At 71.6% G+C, this 22,365-nt stretch carries 18 protein-coding genes and 1 other RNA gene; 3 read left to right on the forward strand and 16 right to left on the reverse strand.

All coding sequences use genetic code 11. The features are described from left to right. Nucleotides 1-2: 2 nt before the first annotated feature. The 4 genes from K6T36_RS07945 to K6T36_RS07960 all read right to left on the reverse strand — a co-directional run bounded on the left by K6T36_RS07945 (nt 3) and on the right by K6T36_RS07960 (nt 5,051). Nucleotides 3-1,151 carry a 60S ribosomal export protein NMD3 gene (locus tag K6T36_RS07945; protein ID WP_222920813.1) on the reverse strand — a complete coding sequence of 383 codons (1,149 nt, stop codon included), beginning with the start codon at nt 1,149-1,151 and terminating at the stop codon, nt 3-5. A gap of 116 nt (nt 1,152-1,267) precedes the next feature. Then, nucleotides 1,268-2,272, reverse strand: coding sequence for an SPFH domain-containing protein (locus K6T36_RS07950; protein WP_225935220.1), 1,005 nt, complete (start codon nt 2,270-2,272; stop codon nt 1,268-1,270). Nucleotides 2,273-2,545: 273 nt separating this feature from the next. After that, nucleotides 2,546-3,694 carry a hypothetical protein gene (locus K6T36_RS07955; RefSeq protein ID WP_222920814.1) on the reverse strand — a complete coding sequence of 383 codons (1,149 nt, stop codon included), beginning with the start codon at nt 3,692-3,694 and terminating at the stop codon, nt 2,546-2,548. Nucleotides 3,695-3,812: 118 nt separating this feature from the next. Further along, nucleotides 3,813-5,051, reverse strand: coding sequence for a helix-turn-helix transcriptional regulator (locus K6T36_RS07960; RefSeq protein WP_222920815.1), 1,239 nt, complete (start codon nt 5,049-5,051; stop codon nt 3,813-3,815). 61 nt (nt 5,052-5,112) lie between these two features. Between K6T36_RS07960 and K6T36_RS07965 the strand changes: the two genes are divergently transcribed. Together K6T36_RS07965 and K6T36_RS07970 are read left to right on the forward strand one after the other, a co-directional pair. Continuing rightward, nucleotides 5,113-5,295, forward strand: coding sequence for a DUF7554 family protein (locus K6T36_RS07965; protein ID WP_222920816.1), 183 nt, complete (start codon nt 5,113-5,115; stop codon nt 5,293-5,295). Between the two features lie 6 nt (nt 5,296-5,301). Further along, nucleotides 5,302-5,946, forward strand: a complete 645-nt coding sequence (locus tag K6T36_RS07970; protein ID WP_222920817.1) for a 2'-5' RNA ligase family protein — start codon at nt 5,302-5,304, stop codon at nt 5,944-5,946. 56 nt (nt 5,947-6,002) lie between these two features. Here the strand turns inward: K6T36_RS07970 and K6T36_RS07975 are convergent, their stop codons facing one another. The 10 genes from K6T36_RS07975 to rnpB form a co-directional block, all read right to left on the reverse strand. Continuing rightward, nucleotides 6,003-7,355, reverse strand: coding sequence for a cytochrome P450 (locus K6T36_RS07975; RefSeq protein WP_222920818.1), 1,353 nt, complete (start codon nt 7,353-7,355; stop codon nt 6,003-6,005). Nucleotides 7,356-7,468: 113 nt separating this feature from the next. Continuing rightward, nucleotides 7,469-8,323 carry a formate/nitrite transporter family protein gene (locus K6T36_RS07980; protein WP_222920819.1) on the reverse strand — a complete coding sequence of 285 codons (855 nt, stop codon included), beginning with the start codon at nt 8,321-8,323 and terminating at the stop codon, nt 7,469-7,471. A 274-nt stretch (nt 8,324-8,597) separates the two neighbouring features. After that, a complete protein-coding gene (locus K6T36_RS07985) occupies nt 8,598-10,580 on the reverse strand; it encodes an ABC transporter ATP-binding protein (RefSeq protein WP_222920820.1) in 1,983 nt (660 codons plus the stop codon). A gap of 65 nt (nt 10,581-10,645) precedes the next feature. Further along, on the reverse strand, nt 10,646-10,978 hold the full coding sequence (locus K6T36_RS07990) for a hypothetical protein (RefSeq protein WP_222920821.1): 333 nt from the start codon (nt 10,976-10,978) through the stop codon (nt 10,646-10,648). An 83-nt stretch (nt 10,979-11,061) separates the two neighbouring features. Further along, on the reverse strand, nt 11,062-12,489 hold the full coding sequence (lpdA, locus tag K6T36_RS07995; protein WP_222920822.1) for a dihydrolipoyl dehydrogenase: 1,428 nt from the start codon (nt 12,487-12,489) through the stop codon (nt 11,062-11,064). A 121-nt stretch (nt 12,490-12,610) separates the two neighbouring features. Beyond that, on the reverse strand, nt 12,611-14,476 hold the full coding sequence (locus K6T36_RS08000) for a cation:proton antiporter domain-containing protein (RefSeq protein WP_222920823.1): 1,866 nt from the start codon (nt 14,474-14,476) through the stop codon (nt 12,611-12,613). A gap of 139 nt (nt 14,477-14,615) precedes the next feature. After that, nucleotides 14,616-16,583: an AMP-dependent synthetase/ligase gene (locus K6T36_RS08005; RefSeq protein WP_222920824.1), complete on the reverse strand. Its 1,968-nt coding sequence runs from the start codon at nt 16,581-16,583 to the stop codon at nt 14,616-14,618. A gap of 108 nt (nt 16,584-16,691) precedes the next feature. Beyond that, on the reverse strand, nt 16,692-17,612 hold the full coding sequence (locus K6T36_RS08010; RefSeq protein WP_222923398.1) for an MBL fold metallo-hydrolase: 921 nt from the start codon (nt 17,610-17,612) through the stop codon (nt 16,692-16,694). A 246-nt stretch (nt 17,613-17,858) separates the two neighbouring features. Next, a complete protein-coding gene (locus K6T36_RS08015; protein ID WP_486606364.1) occupies nt 17,859-18,200 on the reverse strand; it encodes a WNWW family protein in 342 nt (113 codons plus the stop codon). A gap of 89 nt (nt 18,201-18,289) precedes the next feature. Then, nucleotides 18,290-18,752: RNase P RNA component (rnpB, locus tag K6T36_RS08020), an RNA gene on the reverse strand. 183 nt (nt 18,753-18,935) lie between these two features. Here rnpB and K6T36_RS08025 point away from each other — a divergent pair. Beyond that, nucleotides 18,936-19,538, forward strand: a complete 603-nt coding sequence (locus K6T36_RS08025) for a TIGR00296 family protein (protein WP_222606139.1) — start codon at nt 18,936-18,938, stop codon at nt 19,536-19,538. Nucleotides 19,539-19,648: 110 nt separating this feature from the next. Here the strand turns inward: K6T36_RS08025 and K6T36_RS08030 are convergent, their stop codons facing one another. Next, entirely contained in the window at nt 19,649-20,812 is a 1,164-nt protein-coding gene (locus K6T36_RS08030) for a nicotinate phosphoribosyltransferase (protein ID WP_222920826.1), read from the reverse strand. A gap of 72 nt (nt 20,813-20,884) precedes the next feature. Then, nucleotides 20,885-22,297 carry an Hvo_1808 family surface protein gene (locus tag K6T36_RS08035; RefSeq protein WP_390182318.1) on the reverse strand — a complete coding sequence of 471 codons (1,413 nt, stop codon included), beginning with the start codon at nt 22,295-22,297 and terminating at the stop codon, nt 20,885-20,887. Nucleotides 22,298-22,365: the final 68 nt, after the last annotated feature.

The raw sequence follows: 22,365 nt of genomic DNA on the forward strand, positions 1-22,365 counted from the left end.
CGCTACTCCCCGTCGACGGTGTCGTCCTCGGCCTCCCCGTCGTCCGGCACCACGTACAGTCCCGCGTCGGTCTTCACCGCCTCGACGCGCTCGGCCTCCTCGTCGACGCCCGACGGGCGCGCCACCGTCACCGCCTCGTACGTCTCGGGGTCGAGCACCTGCACCGCGTTGTCGTCCTCGACGGCCACGACGGTCGTCTCGACGGCGTCGTCGACGTGTCCGACCGTTTCGGCGTCGGGCGTCTCCCCCTCCTCGAAGCGGGCCTCGTAGGGCTCGCCGGTCGCCATGCGGACGCCCTTGAGGTTCCCCCGCACCGAGCGCACCAGCACCGGCCCCTCGCCGTCGTCGGGGTCGATCACGTCGCCGGGGCGGAACTTCGGCAGGCGGACCGCGAAGGTGACGCGGTACACCTCGTTGCCGTCGCCGTCCTCGGTGACGAGCGTCGGCGCCTCCGAGTAGCTTCCCCCTAACTCCTCGGTGATCTGGGTCGCGACGGCCTTCCCGAGCTTGTTGGTGGAGAGCTTCACGTCCTTCCCCTCCGGCTGGTCGATCACCTCGGTGACGAACGACTCGCGGTCGCCGTCGGCCTCGCGCTCGGCGACGAGCGACTCGGCGATCTCGACGGCCTTCGACTGCTCGGCGGGGTCGGGGACGCGGTCGCGACCGCGGATCTGCACCACCGCGGCGTAGCTCCCGCCGGAGATGCGGCCGCATCGGTCGCAGGTGCCGCGGCTGATCTTCACCGGGACGACGACCTCCTCCTCGACGTGGACCCCGCGGACGACGCCCGCGAACGTGCAGTGCATCCGGATCGTGTTCCGGTCGACCTGCTCGGGGTCGACCCCCCACTGGATCTGTTCGGCCTTCAGGTGGACCGCCAGCGCCTCCGACACCTCGTCGACGGCCACGTCGGTGTAGTCGCGCGCGCCCACGTCGACCCAACGGTTGCCGCGGTGGACCGCCCCGCAGTGCGAACAGACGGTCACCTCGACGCGGTCGGGCGCGTCGACCAGTTCGAAGTCCTCGAGGTAGCAGGCGTCACAGAGCACGCGGTCGCGCTCGCGCGGCTCGCCCGGGAGCGGCTCCTCGCGCTCGGGCACCGGGTCGCCGCAGCGCGGGCAGAACTCCCGCGTGTCGCGTGTCTCGCTCATTGGCGCCTCGGTACACGGCAGAGCCGGTTAAGCGGCGCGACTGGCGGACCGGGTCGCCGTCGCGGGCGCGGACGGGCGCGATCGGACGCGAACGTCGGGCCGACCTCCCGCCCGCGTCACCCCGACTCGTAGGTCGACTCCCACTCCGGGTTCGCCTCCGCGCCGTTCTCGGCCTCGGGTTCGAGCATCTCGGCGACGGAGTCCAGCCCGAGCAGCTCCCGCTCGTCGTCGTCGAACGCCAGGGAGTCGAGCGCCGCCGAGTCCTGCACGTCCGATCCCGAGAGCTGTTCGCCGTAGCGGCCGAGCAGGCTCGTCAGCTCCTGCGGGATGACGAAGGTGGTGGACTCGCCCTGACCGATGGCCGCCAGCGTCTCCATCCCCTTGTCGACGATGGCGCGCTCGCCCATCGACTCCGCCGCGCGGGCGCGCAGGACGGTGGAGACGGCGTCGCCCTGCGCCTCCAGCACCGACGCGACCTTCTCGCCTTGTGCGGAGAGGACGTTCGCCGTGCGCTCGCCCTCGGCGGTCTCGACGGCGGCGCGGCGCTCGCCCTGCGCCTCGAGGATCATGGCGCGGCGGCGGCGCTCGGCGGAGGTCTGCTCCTCCATCGCGTCGAGGACGCCCTGCGTGGGCAACACCTCCTTCACCTCGACCATCTCGACGTCGACGCCCCACTCGTCGGTCGGCCCCTGCAGGTTCGTCCGGATGCGGCGGTTGATCTCGTCGCGCCGCGAGAGCGTCTCGTCGAGTTCCATGTCGCCGATGACCGCCCGAAGGGAGGTCTGCGCGAGCAGCGCGGTCGCCCGGCGGTAGTCCTCCACGTTGAGGAACGACCGCTCGGCGTCGACGACGCGGATGTACACGACCGCGTCGGCGGTGACCGGCGAGTTGTCGCGGGTGATCGCCTCCTGGGTCGGCACGTCGATGGTCTGGGCCCGCCTGTCGAACCGGTAGGTCCGGGAGACGAACGGGGGGATCAGGTGGATCCCGGGGTCGAGGAGCCCGCTGTAGGAGCCGAGCACGGTGAGGGCGCGCTGCTCGTAGGCCTGCACGATCTCGACGGTCGACAGCAGCGTGACCAGCGCGAGGACGAGCACCATCCCCCCGATCGCGTACATCATCGGGAGCACGGCCCACGCGAGGAGGGCGAGCGCGACGCCGAGACCGATCTGAACCCGGCCGTCGTCGGGGAGCAGGTCCGGGATGCCGACCTCGCCGGCGCTCATGCGACCCAGCGTCCGAAAGAATCGACCGCCGGCGTCGTTCATGGCTTCGAGTTGGACGACACGCTACTTACAGGTTTCGCGGGGTCGAACGGTCGCGGGTCGACGCCGGCGGTCGGAGAACGGTCCGATGTCGGCGTCCGAGAAGCGTCCGACGTGGGGGGTGTGATATCAGCGGAGTGTGAGGTACCACCCGTCGTCGACACTGCGGTCGCCACCGTCGTCCCCGGGCGACTCGGTCGGGGTCGCGGTGCCGTCGTCGGGGGAGCCGTTTCCGTTCCCACGGCGCTCGTCGCCGCCGTCTGCGTCGTCGCTATCGGCGCCGCCGCCGGCGTTCGCCCCGTCGGACCCGTCGCCGGACCCGTTCCCGTCGCCGGCGTCCGTGGACCCGTCCGCGCCGCCGTCGGCGTGGTTCGCGTTCCCCCGGTCGTCGCCGGAGTCGTCCGCGTCATCCTGAGAACCCGGTGGGTCCCCGTCGTCGGTCCGGTTCCCGTCGCTCTCGCCGGCACCCGTCGTTCGGTTCCCGTTGCCGCGGTCCTCGGCCCCGTCGGCGTCTCCGGTCCCGTTGGCGCCGGCCTCGCCGTTCTCGCCCGCGGTCTCGCTCCCGTTCAGATTCCCGCGGTCGTTCGGTTTCCCGGCGGCACCCTCGCCGCGATCGTCCGCGTCCTCGTCGTCACCGTCGCCCGGTCCGGCGTCCTCGGGCGGACCGTCGTTCCCGTTGCCGGCGTCAGCGGGTGGGCCGGCGTCCTCGGGCGGACCGGGGTCGCCGGCGAGTCCCTTCCCGGTGTCGGCGCCGCCGATCCCGCGGGCCGCCTCCGCGACCTCGCCGCCGGCCATCTCCGAGGCGTTGCGGCGCAGCTCGTCGATCGCGGAGGCGTTCACGCCGCGCTCACGCAGCGTCTCCTCGGGGAGCCCCTCCGCGGCCGCCGCGGTGGCGTTCAGGCGGCGTTCGAGCGTCCGGATCTGGGCGCCGATGCGCGCGAGCTTGGACCGGTACTCCCCGCGGGTGATCTCGCCGGACTCGTACCGCCGGTCCAGCGTCTCGCGGCGCTCGCGGAGCTCCGAGAGCTGCTGTCTGGCGTCCTCGGTCTCCCCGGCGACGACGGCCGCCTTCGAGGCGTTCGATTCGGCGTCGGCGAGGCGACGGTCGAGCGATCGCTGGGCGACCTCGCCCTCGACTTCCGCCCCCTGGACACCCACGACGCCCGCGAACGTCGCCCCCGGCTGCTCCTCAGACGACTCCTGGGCGAACGCCGCCGTCGCCGGGACCCCGGCAACGACGAGCATCGCGACCGCCAGGAGCACGGTCGTCCGACTCATACCTCCGGCAACGGGGCCCACCCACTAATACCGTCGACTCGCTCGTCCCGGATTCACCCCGGTTAAGCGACGTTAAGTCGTCGCAGTGGGTCGATTCCGTGCGTGATCGAGCGACCAGTCACTCGTCCGACCCGTCGTCGCCGCGTTCGGTGTCGCCGGGGTGGGGTTCGTCGTCGGCCTCCGGGATGCGGAGGACGTTCTCGCGGCCGAGCCGGAAGCTCTCGATGTCGCCGTCGTCGCGCAGATCGCCGACGACCTGGCTGGTCCGGGCGGCGCTCCAGCCCAGCGCCTCGGTCACGTCCGCCTGCTTCATCCGCCCGCCGTTGTCCGTCACGAGCCGGAGCACGCGCTCGTGCGGGCTGAGGAGTTCCTCCGGCGGGGCCGTGGCGTCGCCGTCGGACGCGGCGGCGTCCGTGTCGCCGGGGTCGGACCCGTCGCCGTCGGCGTCCGTGTCGCCGGCGGCCGCGGCCGAGTCGGCGGCCGCCGAAGCCGAGTCGGGGCCGGAGGCGGCCGCGGAGTCGCCCGCGAGCCCATCGTGGTCGTCGCCGGCGTCGATCGGGAGGTCGCCGCGGCGACGGAGGAGAACGGCGCCGGCGATGCCGACCAACACGACCGCTGCGGCCGCGAGGTAGACGGGACGAACCGGCAGCGCGGAGCCGGAGACGAGCACCACGCTGGGCTGGTCCGGGCCGAAGTTTCGCTCGCCGCGCCAGGTCACCGCCGTCTCCGAGCGTTCGTCGGCCTCCGGCGACACCGAGCGGGCGTCGTATTCCTCGGGCCACGCGACCGTGAGGACGGTCCCCGAGTCGAGGTACAGCCCGGCTAACGCGTCGCCGGCGACGACGCGCTGGCCCTGCGTCTCCGCGAAGCCCTCCCACGTGAACGTGTAGGCGACGACGCCGTAGTCGGTGCTGGTCGGGAACGGGTTGCGCTGGGCGGTCACCGAGAAGTTCGTGGCGGCCATCTCCCGCCCGGTCGCGTTCTCGGCGGCCGCGACGGTCGTCGCCATCCGCCCCTCGAAGCGGGCGACGTACGCGGACGTGTTCTCGCGGATGTCCGCCTGGAGGCTCTCGAACGCCTCGGTCGTGTTCTCGTCGCTCAACTCGATCCGGTAGGCGATGCGCCACTGAGCGTCCCCGTCCTCGGCGATCTCCGCCCGGAGGACGACGGTGTCGGCGGCGATGTCGCCGGTCTGTGCGAACCCGGAGCCGAGATCGGCCGGGGGCGAAGTGGACGGATCGAGCGCGGCAGCGGCGGCGGTGGAACCTCCGGACGCCGTAGCGGCCGCGAGCGCCGGGGTGACCCCGGCGAGCGCGAGAACGAGCGCGAGCGCGATGGCCGCCGCGGGGCGTCGCATACCCACTCTCATCGCCGGGGTACCCAAAACGGTTTTCGTCGGCGGCGGGCCAAGCGGGAGTATGGCACTGGACGTGGAGGATCTGTTGAAGATCGTGTTGCTGCTCGTGATCGTCTGGCTCGTCGTCGAGATCGTCACCGGGGTGCTCGGGTTCGCGCTGGGGCTGATCGCCGGGCCGCTGAAGGGCCTCATCGGGGTCGTCATCGTCGTGCTCATCGTGCTGTGGCTGACGGACAACCTCTGAGCCGGCGTGTACAGCGTCAACGTTCCCGTCCCCTGGCCCGTCCGACGCCTCGCGGCGTCGCTGGAACCCGATCTGACGGAGTTCGCGTCGATCCGCGACCGCCACACGCTCGTGGTCAAGCGCCTCGACGGCCGCGACCTGAACGACCTCCACCGGATCCGCGAGCGGCTGCGGCCGGCGCTGCGTGGCGTCGCGCCCTTCGAGGTGCGCGTGACCGGCGTCGACGCGTTCGAGGACCCGCCGCTGGGCGACGGGCCGGTCGTCTACCTCGCGGTCGAGGCCGTCGATCCGGGGGACCGCGGCCGCGACGAGGGGCCGACGAGTCGTGCCGGCGACGGAGGGTCTGCGGACCGCGCCGGCGACGCGAGCGACGACGCCGCAGGCTCCGGCGACGCGCCGGCGACGGATCCGCTCCGAACGCTTCACGAGCGGCTCGTCCGGGAGTTCGGCGCCGTCGAGGGGCTTGAGAAGGCCGACTACGTCCCGCACGTCACGCTCGCGCGGGGGTACGAGGGACCGGGCGATCCGGCGGCTGCGGTCGCGCGACTGCGTGAGCGCGACCTCGACGACGTGCGCTGGACGGTCGACGAGCTCGGGATCTGGACGCGCGAGTACAAGGAGATCGCCGCGCGAGTGCCGCTTCGGGGGTGAGGGGTCCGAGTTGGGGGGTGCCTGGATCCGGGCGTCGATCCGACACCGGCTCTTCCTCAGCGCTCCGAGAGCCGCAGCGGCATCGGGTGGTCGGGGTGCATCGTCAGCGACCCCCGAAGGTCCAGCTCGGGGCCCTCGTACGCGAAATCGAACGCGCGCCCGACGGTCGCGAGGATGAGCTTCGCCTCCAGCAGCGAGAACTGCTTGCCGATGCAGTGGCGCGGCCCGGCGCCGAACGGGAAGTACGCGAACCGTGGTCGCTCGCGGGCGCGCTCGGGGGCCCAGCGGTCGGGGTCGAACGCCTCCGGGTCGTCGTACCACCGCCCGGAGCGGTGGACGACCCACTGCGGGAGCATGACGAGCGAGCCCTGCGGAACCCGGTAGCCGGCGACGCGGGTGTCGACCTTCGACTCGCGGAACAGGGTGTAGACTGGCGGGTACAGCCGCATCGCCTCCGAGAGGGCGCGGTCGGTGTACTCCAGGTCCCGAACGTCGCTCGCGGTCGGGGTCCCGTCGAGGGCGTCCACCTCCCGCTGGAACCGCGCCTTCGCCTCGGGGTGTCGCGAGAGCAGGTAGAACGTGTAGGTGAGCGCGAGGGCGGTCGTGTCGTGGCCCGCGAGCAGCATCGTCATCAGTTCGTCCCGGAGGTCCTGTTCGGTCTGCTCGCCCCGTTCGTGGGCGCGAAGGAGGATCGACAGCAGGTCCATCGGCATCGGGGAGTCGACGGCGTCGCCGGCGGGGTCGGGTGCCGTCTCCTCGGTGCCGCGGCGGCGCGCCACGAGGTCGTCGATGACGCCCTCGAGCGTCGCGACGGCGTCGTGGAACTCGCGGTTCTCCCGGGTCGGCGCCCAGTTCGGGATCACCGCGCGCATCGCGTTCGGCTCGAACCGTTGCCCGAGCGGTTCGAGGTTCCGCTGGACGGTCTTGACGGTCCCCTCGTCGATGCCGGTGCCGAACATCGCGGTGACGATGATCCGGACAGTGAGGCGCGCGAGCTCCAGTTGCACGTCGATCCGGTCGCCGTTCCCCCAGCCGGCGAGCGCGTCGGTCGTGTGCGAGACGATCGCGTCGTCGAGGCCGGCGATGCGGCGAGCGTGGAACGCGGGGTTCGCGAGGTCGCGCTGTCGCCGCCAGCGGTCGCCCTCGCTCATCAGCAGGCCGTCGCCGAGGAGGTCGTCGACGGCGTCGTCGAGGCTCGGCTTGCCGAACGCCGACCAGTCCGACACGAGGACGCGCTCGATGTCGCGGGGGTTCGTGAGCATGTACGTCTCCCGCGGACCCAGATCGAGGCGGATCACGTCGCCGTAGGCGTCCGCCACGTCGGTCATGAACGAGAAGGGGTCCCGGGAGTAGCGCCGCCCGTTCCCGAACAGGGGCTCGCCGCGGGGGCCCGGGGGTCTCGTACTCATGGACAGGAACAGGGGAGCGAGCCGGAAATACCCTCTGGCGAGCGCGGGCGCGCACGCGAGGCGGTCACCGTCCCGGGTATCGGTCCGCCCCGCGGGTCAGTCCGTCCCGCGGATCAGTCCCCGCCGCCCGCGTCGAACTCGACGTCCTGCGGGTCGCCCGCGAGCGCGACGTGTCCGTAGTTGAGCAGGCCGACGAACACGCCGCCGCCGAGGACGTTCCCCACGGTCGTCGTGACGAGGAAGCCGGCGAAGTCGGCGACCGTGACGCCGTCGGTCAGCGCCAGCGCCGCCAGCACCTCGGTCGTCCCGAGGATCGCGTGGTGGAACGGCCCGAACCCGATGGTCGCCGTGACGAGCAACACCAGCAGGACGCGGCCGACGGTGTCCCTGCTGGCGGCCGACAGCCACGTCGCCAGCCCCATCAGCCAGCCCGCGACGACGCCCGACAGGAGCGTCACCCACCACGGGAGCCCCAACAGCGCGTCCGCGAGCGTGCCGAACGCCGACGCCTCCGCGATCCCCATCGGCTCGCCGACGGCGGCGATCACCCCGACGAACGCCGCACAGCCGACCAGGTTCGAGACGTACACCACGCTCCACAGCCGGAGCACCTCCGCCGGGGAGGCGTCGCCGTTCGCCAGCGGGAGGACCGCCATCGTCGTGTGGGCGGTGAACAGCTCCGTCTGCCCGACGACGACGAAGAGGAACGCGATCGCGGAGATGCCCGCGAGCGCCGCCTGTCGGGTGAGCGCGGAGTCGAAGCCGCCGGAGAACGTGAGCACCATCGCCATGAACAGCGCGCCGAAGCTGAGGTTGAGCCCGGCCGAGAGCCCCGAGAGGAACACTCCCTTCGACGGGCGGTCGATCTCCTTGAGGGCGCTTTCCATCTCCCGCTCCAGGATGTTCCGATACGACAGCGTCGCGCCCGACGGGTCCTCACCCGGGCCCCCCTCCCGGTCGTCGCTCATCGTCGCTCACCCATGACGGCCGTAGCGGCGACACCCCAGACAAACAGTGTTGCGGCGGTTCCAGCTGCGCGGGTCCGCGATCGGCCCGGGACGGTCGGCGGCGCGATTCGTGGTCAGAGCGGCACGAGGACCGCTCCGCCGTGGTCCGAGGTCTCCCTCCGCGAGACTCGCTCCGCTCACGAGGACTTCGGTCGACCTCGCTTCGCTCGCGTCTCGCGGGTCGCGTTGCTCCCCGCTCGACTTCCCGAGGCGCTCGCTCCGCTCGCGCCTCGCCCTAATCGTCGGCCGCCGCCAGCGACTCCGCCTCCTCGCCGTCGCCCGCCTGCCGGGCCCACAGGTCCGCGTAGTCGCCGTCGGCGGCGACCAACTCGTCGTGTGAGCCCTGCTCGATGACCCGGCCGTCCTCCATGACGACGACGCGGTCGGCGTCGCGGATGGTCGACAGCCGGTGGGCGATGACGAACGCCGTCCGGTCGGCGATGAGCCGACGGAGGCTGCGCTGGATCAGCTCCTCCGTCTCGGTGTCCACGTCTGAGGTCGCCTCGTCGAGGACGATGATCTCCGGGTCGTTCAGGAGGGCGCGCGCGATGGCGATGCGCTGGCGCTGGCCGCCCGAGAGCTTGACGCCGCGCTCGCCGATCTGGGTGTCGTAGCCGTCCGGGAGGTCCGTGATGAACTCGTGGGCCTCGGCCGCCTTCGCGGCCTCGACGATGCGCTCGCCGGGCCCGTCGTCGGTCCCGCCCCGGCCGGCACGCTCGTCGGCACCGTCGCCGGCGACAGCCCCCGCCGCGTCCCGATCGAGCGCCGAGAGGTCGCCGTAGCCGATGTTCTCGGCGGCGGTCCCAGAGAACATGTAGGGGTTCTGCTCGACGATGCCGATGTGCTCGCGGAGTTCGGTGAGGTCGTACTCGCGCACGTCGACGCCGTCGACCTCGACGGCGCCGGAGTCAACGTCGTAAAAGCGCGGGATGAGCTTGAGGAGCGTCGACTTCCCGGCGCCGGTGGTGCCCGCGAGGCCGACCGTCTCGCCCGGCTCCACGTCCAGATCGATCCCGGAGATGACCTCCTCCTCGTCGGTGTAGCCGAAGCGGACCTCGTCGAACGTCACCCGGCCGTCGACCGACTCGGGGACGTAGGGGTCGGCCGGGGAGGTGACCGCGGGGTCGTAACCGAGCACGCCGAACACGCGCTCGGCGCTGGATTTTGCGAGCTGGTACTTGTTGGCGGTCTTGCCGACGCGGCGCATCGGCGAGTAGAGCCGGCGCAGGAGGAGGAAGAACAGCGCGACCGAGCCGGCGGTGAGCGTCGCGGGGTCGGTGTTGCCGAGGCCGTAGCGGATGATGTCGCTGCCGGCGATCCAGAGGATGGCGACGAAGACGACGCCGGTGAGCAGCCGCAGCCCCGAGAAGAACGCCCGCCGCGCGCGGATCGCTTCGACCTTCTCGTCGTGGTACCGCTCGCTCTGGGCGGCGACGCGGTCGAGCTCGAAGTCGTGGCGGTTGAACGCCTTGATGACGCGGGCGCCGCCGATGTTGTTCTCCAGGCGGGAGTTGAGCCGCGAGACCGTCTCGCGGATGCCGCGGTACTTCGGCTCGATCCACGTGAGGAACCGTCCCGACGCCAGCCCGATGATCGGCACCGGCGCGAGCGCCACGAGCGCGAGCTTCGGCGAGTAGGTGTACATGATCGCCGCGATGCCGCCGACGGTGGCGACGACCCGGATCCCCTGTCGGATCTCGGTGTTGAGGAACTGCTCTAGGCGGTTCACGTCCTGGTTGAGCACGGACATCATCGCGCCGGTCTGGTGGTCCGCGAAGAACCCCAGCGAGAGGCGCTGCATGTGATCGTAGGTGTCGTTGCGGAGGTCGCGTTGCACCTTCTGGGCGGTCGACTGGAACAGGTACCGCGAGGCGAAGCGCGTCACCGACCGGATCAGGTACGCCAGCGCGGCGATGACGACGAGCCGCTGGAGGAAGGCCAACCGCGCGGCCTCCCCCGCGATGGTGCCGCCGGGCAACAGCCCGGCCTGCGCGAGCAGGCCGGGCTCGCCGCTCCCGAGGATCACGCGATCGATGGCCGCCGCGACGAGCAGCGAGGGGAGCAGCCGGGCGAGTCGCGTGGTGATCGCCGCCGCCAGCCCCACCGACAGCCGCGGCCAGTACGGCACGCAGTAGCGGAGCAACCCGGTCATCGGGTTGCCGTCGACGGACTCACGGATCGACGAGAAGTCGCCGTGGTCGTCCTCGGCGTCGCTCATTACGGGTCGAAACACGCCGGCGACGGAAAGGCCCACGGGACCCGGAACGTCGCGTCCGGCGGTCGCTACTCGTCCAGCAGCCTCGTTTCGTCGATCGGGACCGCCGCCAGCCCGCCCGTGTTCGTGGTGTTGTTGGAATAGGCGTACAGCACGACGCCGGCCTCCACGTCGACCGCGCGCTTGAGCGTCCCGTTGAAGTCGTCGTCGCGGAAGTTCGCGCCGACGAGCTTCGAGAGCACGTCCCCCTCGTCCGCGTCGTCCTCGCCGTCGGCCCCGTCGCCGTCCGCGGTGCCGGCGATCGGCTCGAACGTCGGCCCGTCGGCGTCGGCACCGTCGGCGGCGTCGTCGCCCTCGTCGTCGGACTCGCTCATGTCCGTGTCGCGGTCGAACAGACCCATGGCGGATCGACTCCGCGTCGTGTGAAAAGCGTGACGCGAACGGCGTCATCGCACGTCGGAGACCGACCGGCGGGCCGACCGGACTACCGGTTCAGCGTGTGGATCGCCCGCCCCATCGCGTTCTCGGCGGCCTCCATCGTCGCCTCCGCGAGTGTCGGGTGGGTGTGGATCGTCGCGGCCACGTCCTCCAGGGTGGCGCCCATCTCGACGGCGAGCGCGAGCTCGGCGATCAGCTCGGACGCCTCGGGGCCGACGATCTGCCCGCCGAGCACGAAGCCGGTCCCCTCGTCGGCGACGATCCGGACGAAGCCCTCGGTGTGGGTGGTCGTCAGTGCGCGACCGGAGGCGTTGAACGGCATCTCGCCGACGACAGGCTCGAACCCCTCCTCGGCGGCCTCCGCCTCGGTGAGCCCGACGGTCGCGATCTCCGGTTCCGTGAAGACGGCCGCGGGCACGGCCTGATAGTCGAGGGCGGCGGGCTCGCCGGCGGCGACCTCCGCGGCGACGATCCCCTCCGCGCTGGCCTTGTGCGCGAGCATCGGCTCGCCGGCCACGTCGCCGACGGCGAAGATCGAGTCCACGTCGGTGCGGGCCTGGTGGTCCGTTTCGAGGAACCCGTTCTCGTTCGGTTCGAGGCCGGCGTTCTCCAGCTCCAGCGTGTCGGTGACGGGCGAGCGACCGACGGCGACGAGCACCTGATCCGCGAGGTACTCCGCCTCCTCGCCCTCCTCGGTCTCGGTCGTAACGGCGACGCCGCCCTCGGCCGTCTCCTCCCAGCCGGCGGCGCCCTCGCCGAAGTGGAACTCGACGCCGAGCTCCTCCGCGCGCTTGCGGACGATCCGTTGCACGTCCTCCTCGTAGCCGGGGAGCACGTCGTCGAGCATCTCGACCACGGTCACGTCGGTGCCCAGCTTCGCGAGCATCGTCGACAGCTCCATGCCGATGTAGCCGGCGCCGACGACGACGAGGCTGTCCGGGAGCGACTCCATCCCGAGCAGGTCGCGCGAGGAGAGCACGTGCTCGCCGTCGAACTCGAAGCCGGGGATCTGGATCGGGCGTGACCCCGTGGCGACGATGGCGTGCTCGAACTCGATGGACTCGCTGCCCTGGCCGGCGCCCTCGTGGGCGACGCGCAGCTTGTTCTCGTCGGCGAACGTGGCGGTCCCCTCGACGAGGTTGACGCCGTTGGCCTTGCACAGCTTCTCGACGCCGCCGGTGAGGCGGTCGACGACGCCGCTCTTCCAGCGCTGCATGCGCTCCACGTCGACCGCGGGGTCGGCGTAGATGCCCAGTTCCTCGGCGTTGCCCGCCTCGTGGGCGACGTTCGCGCCGTGGATGAACGCCTTCGAGGGGATGCAACCGTGGTTGAGACAGGCTCCCCCGTAGGCGTCCTTCTCGATGAGGGTCGTGTCGAGCCCCAGCTGTGCCGCGCGGATGGCGGCGACGTAGCCACCGGGGCCGGCCCCGATGACGGCCACGTCCGTTCCCGTCGAGATGTCTCCGACGACCATTACACGAGGTGTTCCGGATCCGGGATGATAAACAGGCAGGAATTGCGGCCGCGGCGCCGGGGGGTCCGATGGGACGGTCCGGCGGCGGATCGGGCGTGGTCGGCGGGCCGATCGGGAGTCGCTACTCCGGGTGGAGCCGCCGCATCGCGGCCCGTACGTCCTCGCGGTCGCCGATGACGGTGACGCGGTCGCCCCTCCGCAGGGCGAACTCCGGGTCCGGGACGTGCGTCTCGCCGTCGCGGGCGACGAGCGCGATCAGGCTGTTCCCGGGGAGCTCGGAGCCGAGATCGGCGACCGTCTTGCCGTTCGTGTCCTCGGAGGTGATCTCGATCTCCTGAACGTCGCCCGAGCGGCCGATCTCGCCCATCCAGTTGGCGAGCGCGGGGCGCTCGATGTAGTTGTCGAGCGCCTGTGCGGTCGCGAACACCGACGAGACGGTGCGGACGCCCAGCTCCTCGAACGCCTCGACGTTGTTCGGGTTGTTCGCCCGGGCGAGGATCGTCTCGGGGGCGAACTTCGACTCGGCCAACTGGGCCACGAGCAGGTTCGCGTCGTCGTCCCCGGTGGCGGCGACGACGACGCGGGCGTTCTCGGCGCCGGCCGAACGGAGCACGTCCGTGTCGGTGCCGTCGCCGATGTGGACCGTGTGGCCCTCGTTTCTGGCGGTCTGTACGACCTCCTCGTCGTTCTCGATGATGACCACGTTCTCGCCGCGGTCGTCGAGGCGGTCGGCGAGCGTCCGGCCCACCTTCCCGCCCCCGATGATGAGTACACGCATGGGTATGACGTCGAGCTTCTCCGCGATCTGTCTGGCGAACCCGCCCTCCAGCACCACCGTCGCCATGATGACGAGGAAGACGGTGCCCACGAGCGCGTTCGCCGCCGACTCCATGCCCGCGTTCGCCAGCTCGACGGCGAACAGGGTGGCGACCGACGCCGGGATGATGCCGCGCGGACCGACCAGCGACATGAACACGCGCTCGTTGCGCTGGAAGCTGTCCCCGACCGTCGACAGCATGACGAGCGCCGGCCGGATGAGGAACATCACCGCGGCGACGACGACGAGCCCGCCGAGACCCAGCCGGATCAGGTTGTCGAACTCCAACAGCGCCGCCAGCGAGATGAACACGAACGAGAGGACCAGCAGGGTGATGTCGCCCTTGAAGTCCGTGACCTGTTCCTCGTAGGGGATGTCGGCGTTCCCGAGCAGGATGCCGGCGACCGCGACCGCCGCGATCCCCGCCTCCGTTCGCACGAAGTTCGCCTCGCCGTACGCGACCAGCGCCCCCGCAAGCACGAGCAGGCGCGCGTTCTGCGGGGCGTTGCCCGGCGAGAGGTCCACGTACCGGAGCGCGTAGTAGACGACCGCGGCCACGGCGACGCCGACGACGACCCCGACGCCGAGGCGTTCGGCGAACAGCGCGATCAGCTCGACGGGGTCGGTCGTGTCGGAGACGATCGCCTCGAAGATGACGACCGCGAGGATCGCCGCGGTCACGTCGTTGACGATCCCCTCGGTGTCGAGCGCGGTGGCGACCTTGTCGCGAACCGGCACCACCTCCAGGATGGGCGCGATCACCGTCGGCCCCGTCGCCACGAGCAGCGCCCCGATGAGCGCGGCGACGAGCCAGTCGACGCCGATCGCGACCCGCACGACCGCGGTCGTCGCGACGAACGCGATGGCGGCGCCGACCGTGACGAGCCGGAGCGACGCCGCGGGCGCCTGCCGGAGCTCGTCGATCTTGAGGTGGAACGCCCCCTCGAACACGATGATCGCGACCGAGAGCCCGACGATGGTCGACAGCCCAGTCAGCCCGAACGTCTCCTGGGTGACGATCCCCAGCCCCTCGGGTCCGAGGGCGATCCCCGCGGCGATGAGGAAGATGATGCTCGGGAGCTGAAACCGGTCGGAGAGCACTTGCGCGGCGACGCCGGTGGCGATGATGACGGCGACGATCGCGATCAGTTGCCCGGCGCCGGCCGACATCTCCTCACCTCCATATCACGTGCTCGGTCGGTGTAGATAAAAAGACGGCTACCGCGGCGAGGCGTGTAGGGTCGTTTCGGCCGAATCGCCGGGGGTCGGTGGTGCGTTGCGGGGATCGATGATCCGAGTCGCGGCGGGCCTACGACTCCGCGTACATGCTCCCGATGTCGTCCGCGTACCGGTCGAGGATGTTGCGCCGTTTCTTCTTCATCGTAGGGGTGAGCAGGTCGTTCTCCTCGGAGAACTCCTCGGCGACGACCCGGAACTGCTTGATCGTCTCGTGGGACTCGAAGTCCTCGTTGACGCGGTCGACCTCCGCTTGCATGAGCCCACGAACGCGGTCGTCGCGACACAGCGCGTCGTCGTCGGCCGGGAGGTCGTACCCCTGCGCGTCGCCCCACTCCCGCACCGCCGGGAGGTTCGGGACGACGAGCGCGGAGACGAACTTCCGCGCGTCGCCGATCACCATCGCCTGCTCGACGTACTCGCTCGCGGCGAAGGCGTCCTCGATGGCGCCCGGCGGGACGTACTTGCCCGTCGACAGCTTCATCAGCTGCTTGGCGCGCTCGCGGAACGCGACGTAGCCGTCCTCGCGGATCTCGACCACGTCGCCGGTGCGGAACCAGCGCTCGCCGTCGATCTCGACGAACGCCTCCTCGGTCCGCTCGGGGAGGCGGTGGTAGCCGCGGAACACGTTCGGCCCGCGGACGAGCAGCTCGCCCACCGCGCCGCCGTCGCCGTCGACCGCGCCGTCGCCGTCGACCGGGCCGTCGCCGCCGGCGCCCTCGACGGCGTCGTCGACGCGGACCTCGACGCCGTGGACGGGCGGTCCGATCGTGCCGACCTTCGGCTCCTCGGGCGGGTTCACCGCGACGACCGGCGCCGTCTCGGTGAGGCCGTACCCCTCCAGGATGGGGACGCCCATCCCGTGATACAGTTCGCACAGGTCCGCCGACAGCGACCCCCCGCCGGAGATGAAGAACTCGACGTTGCCGCCCAGCGCCTCCTTCACGTTCGAGAAGACGAGCCGGTCCGCGAGCGCGTAACGCGTCCGGAGGAGGACGCCCGGATCGTCGGCGCGGTGGTACTCGCGGCCGACGCCGGTCGCCCAGTTGAAGATCCGCTCCTTCACGCTCGATTCGGACGCCTGCTCGCGGATCGCGGCGTACAGCTTCTCGTAGACGCGGGGGACGCTCGTCGCCGTCGACGGGCGGACGAGCCCGAAGTCCTCCCGGAGCGTGTCCGGCGACTCGGCGTACGCGACCGTTGCGCCCGCCGCGAACATCATGAAGTGCCCGGCGAGGCGCTCGAACACGTGCGCGAGCGGGAGGAACGACAGCGTGACGCTCTCCTCGTCGACGACCGGGAGGGACGCCGGCTTGTCCGGCCGGGGGCCGAACCGGCGCATGCACTGGTCGACGTTCGCGAGGAAGTTGCGGTGGGTGAGCTCGACCCCCTTCGGGGTGCCGGTGGTGCCGGAGGTGTAGATGAGGCTCGCGAGGTCGTCGAGGTCGCGGTCGATCACCCAGCCGTCGCCGGGGTCGACCGCGGCGCCGAGGTCGTGGACCTCCCCGAGCGTGTACACGTCATCGCGCTCGTGCGTCTCGCCGTCGATCAGGACGACGAACTCCAGGTCGAGGTCGTCCTCGACGGCGACCACGCGGTCGAGCAGGTCGCGGTTCTCGACGACGACGCCGGAGGCGCCGGGGTCGTCGAGGAGGTGCCGGACCTGCTCCGGCGACGACGACTTGTACACCGTCGTGACGACCGCGCCCGCGCCGAGCAGGGCGAAGTCGCCGTGGGCCCACTCCATGCGCGTGTTCGAGAAGATCCCGACGCGGTCGCCGGGGGCGACGCCGAGTTCGCGGAAGCCGGCCGAGAGCCGACGCACGAGATCGCGCATCTCGGCGTACGTGAGGTCCGCGAACTCGCCGTCGAGCGCGTCGTCGACGACGCCCGACCGGACGAGCGACCTGTCGTACACCCCGCCCTTGTACCGCTGTGCGACCCGGTCGGCGTGCTCGCGGGCGCTCGCGTCGAACGTCGCCGCCAGCGAGTCCCGGGTGACCCCCGGGTCGTACTCGCGTTCCGCCTGGCGCCAATCCATGCCACTCCCTGTCGCGGCGCCCGTAATAAGTCGGTCCCCTCGCGTCGCCCGTTGTTCGGCGTTGTTTTCGCCGGCGGCGGCGAGCCCGAACCCGAGCCGCCCCTCTCCTCAGATCGTCTCGCCCTGCTTCTCCATGTAGTCGAGGTAGCCGAGCACGCCGCGGGTGTTCATGCGCTGTTCCTCCCGCGCCTTCCGCTCGCCCCACACGTCGATGAGTTCCTGGGGCGCGTGCTCGGCGAAGTGGTCGAGCACGGCCTCGTCGTCGCCCAGCTCCTCGCGTCGCTGGCGCACCGCCTCGACCCACTCGGCGAGCGTGCGCTTGTAGCCGGCGAGCATCCCGTCGTCGAACTCGCGGGGACCGAAGTGGCCGAAGCAGAGGTACCGGGGGTCGAGGTCGCGGATCATGTCGGCGTCGTCCTGACAGCCGTGGAGGTCGAACTGCGAGGGGGGCGAGGTCTGCTCGATGGTGTCCAGTTGCGGGACGTAGATGCCGGCGGCGTCGGCGGTGAACACCACGTCGTCGCCGCGGTCGTGGAAGATCACCTGATGGGGGGCGTGCCCCGGCGCGTGGTGCACGTCGAGGTCGCGGTCGCCCAGGTCGAGCGTCTCGCCGCCCGAGAGCGGCTCCACCCGCTCCTCGGGGATCGGCTCGGGTTCGACGTAGAACTGCCACTGGTCGCCGACGGCGGCCTTCGTCCCCGCGACGAGTCGGGTCGGGTCGACGAGGTGCTCGACCGCCGACTCGTGGATCAGCACCGTCGCGTCCGGGTAGCGCTCGGCGAGGAAGCCGGCGCCGCCGGCGTGGTCGAGGTGGACGTGCGTGGGGAGGACGAACTCGGGCGTGATCCCGAGGTCGTCGAGCGCGTCGAAGAGGTACTCGCGGTTGGAGCCGAGCCCGGTGTCGATCACCGCGGGGCGCTCGGCGTCGAGGAGGTACACCGAGCCGTAGTTGGCGGTGGCGTACATGTCCGTGTCGAGGTAGTACAGGTCCGTACAGCCGGGAACGGGGGCGTACTCGCCGGGCTCGATGTCCGTGTCCATACCCGAACCCGCGTCAGTCGGTACCAAAAGGATTCGGGAGCCGTCGTCACGGGCGGCGTGGGCGGTCGCGCACCGGGCCGGTCATCGCGAGCCCGAGACTCGGGGACCGGGCCACGCGGAGGGCGGGGCGGAGGGATCGGGGATCGGGCGGGGTCGCGTGCGGCGGCGGCGACGCGGAGGGAAGGCTGCGACGGAGGGCGCGACGGCGACGACGCGTGTCGACGCGGACGCTCCTCAGGCGTTCACGTCCGGGCCGTCGTCGACGAACCGGACCGTGAACCGCTCGTAGCCGCCGTAGGCGGTCTCCAGCGAGCCGAGCCACCAGTTCCATCGTTCGACCAGGTCGTGGTCGTCGGGGGCGTCCGCCATGTTCTCGATGACGTCCGCCACGGTGAGCTCGTGGCCGCGGTCCGCCTCGATCACGCCGGAGTCGGCCAGGTCCCGCGCCTGGCGGGCGACGGTCCGACGGGCCGCCTCGGTCCCCCCGAACTCGCGCTCGAGGGCCGCCGTGAGTTCTCTGCTGTCCACACCGGGAGTTGGTGGTCCATCGGTTTTAGTTAGTCGGGTGCGTGTCAGACACTCGCACGACCGTCGTCGGACGGTAGTCGCCCGCCTACCGTCGGGACTCGCGGGATCGCGGCGCCGTCGCTGACGAGCGCGAGAGCGGCTGAGGGGAGTAAGCCCCCTTCTGTTCGGCCCGACATTCGGCTGAGCGTCCGCGTCGGTCGCGGGGCGCGTGCCCCGGTCGCTCGCGCGAGGCGCGAGCACCCGGACTACCATCGGGGCGGCCGCCGCGGCCGCCCGTCGACGCGGACTTGCACCGGCGAGGATTCGCCGTTCCATCCGTTCCCGCCCGTCTCGCGGCGTGAACCACGGCCCTCGGTGGGTTAGCTCCCTTCCCTCTCGGGTCGGTTCGCCCGCCCGCGGCGTCGCCGCGGGCGGTCGCGGCGACCGTTTCGGTCGCCGCGCGCACCTCATCGGTCGGGGCGGGGGGTCTCGTTGCTGTTCCAGAGCCAGCCGTCTCCGACTCCGGGCTTGCGCCCGGTCGCCCGTCCGGGGGTGGGGGGACTTTCCTCATGCGCCGTCGCCCGAGAGGGTCGAGCGCACGGGGGTCGGGCTCCCTCTGCCGATCCGAGGTACGCCGGTCCCTCGGATAAAGCGTTCGGGGCCGCGACGGGCGTGCGTGAGCCGGTCGCACGGGCACGCGTGAGACGGCCGCGATCGGTCGCGTCGCCGCCCCTTCGAAGATAGCGTGTGAGTAACCCGCATGAAGAGGGAAGACTTCAAGTTAGCACGGGCCCCAGCAGAGGTATGTCCGAAGCGAAGACCGCGCAGCTCACCTACGAGGACGGTGCACGCGCGGTCGAGCTCGCCCGGGAGTCGGTCGAGGCGTACGTACTTCAGGGCCAGCGCGAACAGCCGGGTAGCATGCGCGACGCCTTCTACGCGCGAACCGGGGCGTTCGTCCGACTCCAGTCGACGCGGGGCAGAGGGCGGATGCGCGGCTGTGCGGGGTCGTATCGGGGGAAAGACCAGCTCGGCCACGCCATCGTCGAGGCGGCGATCAAGGCGGCCTCCGACGACACCGGCGGCTCCGAACTCGAACCGAAGGAACTGGACTCCGTTCTCGTCTCGACGTACGTCGTCTCCGAGGTCACGCTCACCAACGACCCGGTGGCCGACCTCGAACTCGGCCGCCACGGCGTCGCCATCGACCACAACGGCCACCACGGCTGGCTCTACCCGACGATCCCCGTCGAGAACGACTGGAGCAAGGAGCGCTACCTCTCGCGCGTCTGCCGCAAGGCGGGCCTCTCGCCGATGGCCTGGCAGGACGACGACACCATGGTGACGCTCATCGACGGCCAGGTGTTCCGCGAGCGCCGCGACGGCGGCAGCGTCGAGCAGCTGTAGCGAGGATCGACCGCGACGACGCTCGCTAACTGATTCGAGAAGCCGAAGGCTCACGCCCCGTTGCGTCTCCGCATCTCGACCTGTTCACGTATCCCCCGCCGAATCCGACGTTATTCCCCGCCGAACCCGACCTGCGTCGCGTCCGCCAGCGCCCGCCCGGCGGCGTCGTCGATGTCGAACTCCCGGACGACCTCGCCGTCGCGGATCAGCGGCTCCATGAGCGACTCGCCGTCAGCCGGACCGTCGCGGCCGCGCAGGCCGACGTGGTGGCCGCCGTCGGGGGTGCGGTACACCTCCTTGGTTCCGGAGAGTTTCCCGCGCTTGGCCGCGGGCTCGCCGTCGACCTCGACGATGTCGAGCGCGAAGTCGACGGGGTCGGCGTTGGAGACGTGGCCGCCGACGCCGAAGCCGTCGGCGACGTCCCGGAGCCGGGTGAGCTCCGCGGGGCCGAGCCCGCCCGAGAGGAACACGTCGACGTCGCCGTAGCCGCGGGCCTCGAGTTCCCATCGCACCTCGCGGACGATGTGGCGGAAGTCGCCGCGGCGGGAACCGGTGGTGTCGAGGCGGACGCCGTCGAGGCGGTCGCCGAGCGTCTCGACGGCCCGGATCACCTCCTCCTTCTCGTCGGAGTAGGTGTCACACAGGGCGATCCGCGGCACGGACTCTGGAACGGCCTCGTCGAACGCGCGCCAGGCGTCCGCCTGGTTGCCGCGGCCGAAGCAGATGAGCAGCGCGTGGGGCATCGTCCCCGACGGCTCCCGGCCGAGCACTTCGCCGGCGGCGACGTGCGAGAAGCCGTCGAGGCCTCCCACGAGCGCGCTGCGCTCGACCATCGCGGCGATCGAGGGATGGACGTGGCGCGCGCCGAAGGAGAGCACGTTCGAGTCGGGCGCGGCGCGGCGACACTCCAGCGCGGCGGTGGCGACCCCGGAGGCGTGCGAGAGGAAGCCCAGCAGCGAGGTCTCCAGGGCCGCGAACTCCAGGTACGTCCCCTCGATCCGCAGGACCGGGCCGCCGTCGAACATGGTCCCCTCCGGCAAGGCGTCGGCGTCCACGTCGTGACCCGCGAGGAGCGCCGCGGCGTCCTTCACGCCCGCCAGCAGCTCGAAGTCGCCGTCGGGGAACTGGTCGGCGGTCACCTCGGCGACGACGTGCGGGTTCCGGTCGGCGTGGCGCAGCGTCTCGACGGTCCGGTCGAAGTACGCGTCCGTCGCCGACCCGTCGCGGACGGCGTCGGCCCCGACGATGTCGAACGCGGGGGGCGAGGAGGTCATGGTCCCGGATTCGCCGCGGCGACGCAAAAAGTCACGCCATCCGCCCGACGCGGTGCGGCCGTCGCAGGTCGGTCAGCCGGGCGGGTCGCGGACGGCGTCGAGGGCGCTCACGGTCGGGGCGTTCGTGATCACGACAGTTCTTCGGTCGCGCTCGATGCGGAAGGCGTCCGCGAACGGCCCGTCGGGCACCCGATACATGCCGGCCTCGCGGTCGACGACGCGGGCGCCCAGCCGGAGCTGGAGCATCGCGCGGTAGGACCGCCGGAACTCGACGGCCTCCGCGACGCTGTCGAACCGGATCGCCCAGACGTAGCCGTAGGCGGCGTGCTCCCCGTCGCCGCGGCGGTACGGGACGAGGCGGTCGCCCGCCCAGCCATCTGAGGGGCCGGCGGTGTAGTTCCGCGTCGAGTACGGCAGGTCGTCGGCGAGGTGATCCCCGCCGGCGTAGTCGTTGTACCAGAACGTCGCGAACAGCCCCGCCTCCCCGAGCCGCTCGGTCGGCCGGTCGAGATCGAACCGCGACCAGCGCCCGCCCGACCGGTCGGGGACCGTGACCTCCTCGGGGCGGTCCGCGGGGTAGCGCTCGGGGTGGATCGTCTGCTCGGTCGAGACGGGCCGGTCGTCGTAGGCGTCGTTCACCGCGGCCCACCCGTCGCGCTCTCGGAGGCGGTGGACGAACGCCGGGCCGTCGGCGTACGGCTGGTAGACGTACGTGAACAGGCCCTGGTTCACCGGCTCGCCCCCGCCCCCGCCGCCGGCGCGCTCGGGGCGCGGGACGCACGCCCAGCCGACGGCGCCGGTCGCGGTCTCGTTGCCGGGGCCGGCCGCGCATCGGTCGAGATAGCGCGTCTCGACGTAGCGGGCGTCGCCCTCGGTGAGGCCGTTGTGCGCGAGGCCGGCGTCGCGCGTGCGGGTGCCGACGAAGCCGAAGTGCTGGTCCTGCAGCGCGTGGACCAGTTCGTGTGCCAGCGTCGCGCGATCGATCCGGGGCTCGTCGGCGTCCGAAACGACGACGATCCGGTCCTCCGAGGGCGTGTAGTACCCCTGGACCGATCCGCCGTACAGCGCGTCGAACTCCCGGGCGACGTCGCGGTCCTCGCCGACGATCAGCGCCGCCTCCCACACCTGGTTGTGCCAGGCGCCGTACCCGTCGGAACGGTCGCCGCCGAACACGGAGCGCTCGCGGTACTCGGCTCGGGAGATCACCTCCACCGGCACGCGCTCGCGGAACTCCAGCCCGCGGATCCGCTCGATCCGCGCCATCGTCCGGGCGACGAGCGCCTCGCGCTCGGCGGCGTCGAGGCCGTCGCTCTGGTTCACGTCGATCGACTCGTTCCACCAGACGCCCGCCTCCCAGCCGAGGCGATCGCTGGGCGGGTCCTCGGGGTACGACCAGTCGTCGCCCGGAGACGGGACGGCGGTGGGGGCGCTACAGCCGGCGAGCGCGAGCATCGCGGCCATCAGGACGGGAAACGCGGCGCGCACGGTCGTCCTCGGAGCCAGGAGAGCCGACGCGAAAAGCGTTCGGCCGGCGCCGACGGGAGCGACGACTC

The organism is Halobaculum roseum, from assembly GCF_019880245.1.
Classification (GTDB): Archaea; Halobacteriota; Halobacteria; order Halobacteriales; family Haloferacaceae; genus Halobaculum; species Halobaculum roseum.